Origin of the sequence: Rhodococcus sp. EPR-157 (assembly GCF_001647195.1) — a bacterium.
In the GTDB taxonomy this organism is placed as follows: Bacteria; Actinomycetota; Actinomycetes; order Mycobacteriales; family Mycobacteriaceae; genus Rhodococcoides.
The window spans coordinates 1-3,407 of the sequence record NZ_LVCV01000255.1 but is presented as its reverse complement, the minus strand read 5'-3'; the positions used below and the strand labels follow the sequence as shown (position 1 = coordinate 3,407).

Genomic DNA, 3,407 nt, shown 5'->3' with positions numbered 1-3,407 from the left:
CGACGCTCTGTCCGACTGGGCTGAGAACGAGATGACGCTGCCGACCAAATCGACGACGGCGAAGCGGGGCCGCGAGGCCGCCGCACACGGTCGGGCGCTGCTCGACCGTGTCGGAGGGCGTCCGTCGCTGGACCCCGACGCCGAACCCGGCAGCGAATCCCCGGTGCGGCAGGTCCGGCTACCCAAGCCGCTCGATGCACGTATCGACGCCATCGCCGCGCAGCAAGGCCGCAGCCGATCGGCAGTACTGCGCGATGCAGTCGCCGAGTACGCCGACGCGCACAGCGCGAACGTGTGAGCGCTGCAGGCGGTGTCTGCGCCGAGGTGGAATCGCCGATCGGGGCGTACCTGCGGTGGTGCGGACACGTCGGAGCCGACGCATATGACCTCGATGCGCTGCAGGAGTGGGACTACCTTCACGCCGTCGAGATGACCGTCGCCGAACGCCGCACTCTGACCGTATGGGCACAGGCGGTCGACATCTTCAACGCGCCCGACACCGCGCCGCGCCCGCAGCGCTGACCGCGCGTTAACCGGCCCGTACGGAAAAGGCACCCACATTGGCTGTATGGGTGCCTTTCTCGTCGGTTGCGAGCGGTGTCAGTGGTGATCGCTGACCCAGACCTCGTCGCCGAAGTCGATGTCGTAATCGGCCAGATACGGCGCATCGGGGTCACCGCTCGCGGTGTATCGCGGGTAGAGACCTTTCTGCTGTTCGGTCTGGAGAACGACCACCCGCACGCGCCCGGGCGTGAGGTGGATTTCGCGTAGTACGCCGGTCATCGGTTCGTTCCACAGCACCGCATCGAACGCCAGGACCGCGCCGAGGTCGCCGCCGTCGAGCCGGAACGCAGGCTTACCGACGCCCTCTAGTGCGATGCCCTCCATGCCGATCGCGGCGGACCGCTGCGGAGGCCGAGGCAAGCGGTGCCGCCCTTCCCGTACCTGCGGTGGAAACTGATGGTCGGTGGTCATCCGAGACCGTGATCGGCCGACCGTGATGTCGCCGCTGTGTGTGTTGGGGCAGGTGCGGTGTGCAGCGCGGGCGAGGTGGCCCGCGCAGCTCCGGACGAGCGTCCGGGCGGGGCAGTGACCAACCCGCGCGGCCGCGTCGGCGCGCCCTCGACGTCGACCGCGCTCGACGTCGATACCGACGCGGACACAGCCGCAGTGTTGTCGGTGCGTGCGGCCGGCGTCGACCGCGCCCGCAGCTCGTCGAGGTCGGCTGCAAGGGCGGTGATGTGCTCGGCGTCGGCGACCGGGTCGAGGACGGAAATGTTCGCGCGCAAGTTCCGCACCTGAACGGACCGCTCGGCGGCGATGCGGTCGGTATCGGAGACCTCCGCTTCATGGATCACGCGCAGGACGGTATCGCTTCGCATCGGTTCGATGGTGCCGCCGAGATCTCGGGCGAGTGATTCTGCGATGCGGTGCGCGTCGTGGCTGGCGTACGCGCCGACGTCGGTGCGCGAGTTCGGGATCGGGCCAGGGCGGGTGGAGTACACCTGAACGTCGAGCACCCCGGGTGCATCGACCTCACTGTCGGGCAACGGCGGCGACGCGTCGAGAACGGCGGCGACGGCAGTGGTGACCTCTCGCGGTGCGGAGATGACGGTGCGCAGTACACCGTTCTTGTATGCCGGTAGCGCACTCAGTTCGGCGGCGAGCTCGCCGGGGGTGCCGATGAACTCGACGTCACGGCGAGAGCTTCAGTCGGAGACGGCGTCGATGACGACGGAGACGGTGTCGACTTCGCGGGTGTCCGACAGTGCCGCTGCTTGCGTGAGTGCGAACTGCCCGGCGGAGCGCGAGGTGTAGAACGCTCCGCGGTAGTGCACGAAACCGGGGTCGCCGTTGCGGTCGAGGGTGGCTACTTCGACGTTGAATTCGGGCTGGCTCATGGTGAATTTGTCCCTTTAAGTGATGTGGGTGCGCCCGCACGAGGAGAAGATGAGTCGAGCGTGCGAGGGTGCACGGGGATCCGCGACCGGTGCCGGTGCGCGGGTGGTGTGAGGGCAGCGGTGTCAGTGCGCGGGGGTAGTCGAGGACTGCGGTTCGGTCGACACGTCGGGTGTAGGCGACGAGGCGACGTCGTCGTTGTGTTGTCGGTCGGGGCCGGCGGTGTTCTCGGCACCGACTCGGCGGCGCGGCGTACCGCGACCGGTGGTCCGCTTGGCAGATGTCTTCGATGGTTTCTTGCCGACCGGTGTCGGTGCGATCAGTCCGCTGTCTTTGAGTTCGGCCGCTGTCCACCCGGCGTCGAGTGCATCTTTGTAGGCGTCGGCGTGCTCGGCGTCGGCGCGGGCGGCGGTGCGGGTCGCCTCGGCGGCTTTCTCGTGGGCAGCGGCGGCCGCTTGGGCGGCATCGATGAGTGCTTCGACGAATTTGGTGCGAGACAACGCAGCATCGCGTGCGCGCGCCATGACGGTCTCTCGGTCAAGTGCGGGAGTCAGGGACATCAGAGGTGAGGGCCTTCCAGATTCGGTGCGCGGATATCCCCACCGGACAGGCACCGATCGCTCACAGAGCTGGGCAGCCCGCAGTGCGGTGAACGCAGTGCGGGTGAATCGGTACGGGTGGGGCGCGCTCGAACGTGACCCTCATCGACGCTCGAACTTAGCCGAGTCTAGATCATCTCGAGACCGCACGGAGGTGTCGGCCGCGGTGTTCATCTGTTGGGGACAATTGTCCTGCAACCGAATGATCTTTATCTCGTCGGTACTGGCTGATAATGAGTGACATGGGAATGGCAGAAGATGCGGATCGGCTCCGGCGCGAAAGCGCTAGCGCTCTTGTGTCGAGTGAGGACATACGTCGACAGTGGCAAGCGCAAGCTTGGGAGTCGACGAATTCGGCCGTCAAAGAGTTTGTTCCGCTTGCACAATCCGGTGGTCTGAAGGCGAAGGGCGTGGTGACCCGACGCTGGAAGATCGATATCGAGCCATCCATCGGTCATGACGACTCGTGCTCGACGCTTGAGATCAAAACGTCGGGTGACGGTTGGGAACTGAAGTATCACAACCCCAACACCAACGATCATTCAGTCAGAGCAAGCTCGAAGCGGCCCGGTGTGTTCAAGTTAGGTCCTGACACGCTTGATCGAATTCGCCCCGCACTAGTCAAAGCCCTGAGTGGGTAGACCGGACCCACTTCCGAGGGCGAGCATGCATCGCGAGGGAGAGAAGATCGAACTCCCACATCGACGTCATCATTGTCTGCGACCATCGACCGCTATGACTGTGACTCTCCCCCCGCCCTTAACGACGGACTCCGACGACAACGCAGTCGATCTGCTGCGGCGGTACTGCGGGGACTGATCTGCCGCGGGGATTTCGGACACTGGAGATGGTTAATTTCAGGCCGCGTTGACGTGCTGCCGGTAAGTGTAGTGGACGTCGTTCGGGGCC

7 protein-coding genes are annotated in these 3,407 nt (G+C 65.6%); 3 read left to right on the top strand and 4 right to left on the bottom strand.

Annotation, left to right across the window (positions count from 1 at the left end):
• The coding region (locus A2J03_RS11605; protein WP_068373702.1) for a CopG family ribbon-helix-helix protein at positions 1–298 on the top strand (298 nt) is incomplete at its 5' end.
• The gene (locus tag A2J03_RS11600) at positions 295–522 is read left to right on the top strand and encodes a hypothetical protein (RefSeq protein ID WP_068373699.1); all 228 of its coding nucleotides are present in this window, start codon (positions 295–297) and stop codon (positions 520–522) included. The genes A2J03_RS11605 and A2J03_RS11600, both read left to right, overlap by 4 nt.
• A gap of 78 nt (positions 523–600) precedes the next feature.
• On the opposite strand, the gene A2J03_RS11595 is transcribed toward A2J03_RS11600, so the two are convergent.
• The 4 genes from A2J03_RS11595 to A2J03_RS11580 all read right to left on the bottom strand — a co-directional run bounded on the left by A2J03_RS11595 (position 601) and on the right by A2J03_RS11580 (position 2,459).
• Positions 601–975, bottom strand: coding sequence for a hypothetical protein (locus tag A2J03_RS11595; RefSeq protein WP_068373696.1), 375 nt, complete (start codon positions 973–975; stop codon positions 601–603).
• A complete protein-coding gene (locus A2J03_RS11590; protein ID WP_068373693.1) occupies positions 972–1,550 on the bottom strand; it encodes a hypothetical protein in 579 nt (192 codons plus the stop codon). The genes A2J03_RS11595 and A2J03_RS11590 overlap by 4 nt, the downstream gene beginning before the upstream one ends.
• 159 nt (positions 1,551–1,709) lie before the next feature.
• On the bottom strand, positions 1,710–1,901 hold the full coding sequence (locus A2J03_RS11585; RefSeq protein WP_068373690.1) for a hypothetical protein: 192 nt from the start codon (positions 1,899–1,901) through the stop codon (positions 1,710–1,712).
• Positions 1,902–2,024: 123 nt separating this feature from the next.
• Positions 2,025–2,459: a hypothetical protein gene (locus A2J03_RS11580; protein ID WP_068373688.1), complete on the bottom strand. Its 435-nt coding sequence runs from the start codon at positions 2,457–2,459 to the stop codon at positions 2,025–2,027.
• Positions 2,460–2,740: 281 nt separating this feature from the next.
• On the opposite strand from A2J03_RS11580, the gene A2J03_RS11575 reads away from it, so the two are divergent.
• Positions 2,741–3,139, top strand: a complete 399-nt coding sequence (locus A2J03_RS11575) for a hypothetical protein (RefSeq protein ID WP_156520329.1) — start codon at positions 2,741–2,743, stop codon at positions 3,137–3,139.
• Positions 3,140–3,407 lie beyond the last annotated feature (268 nt).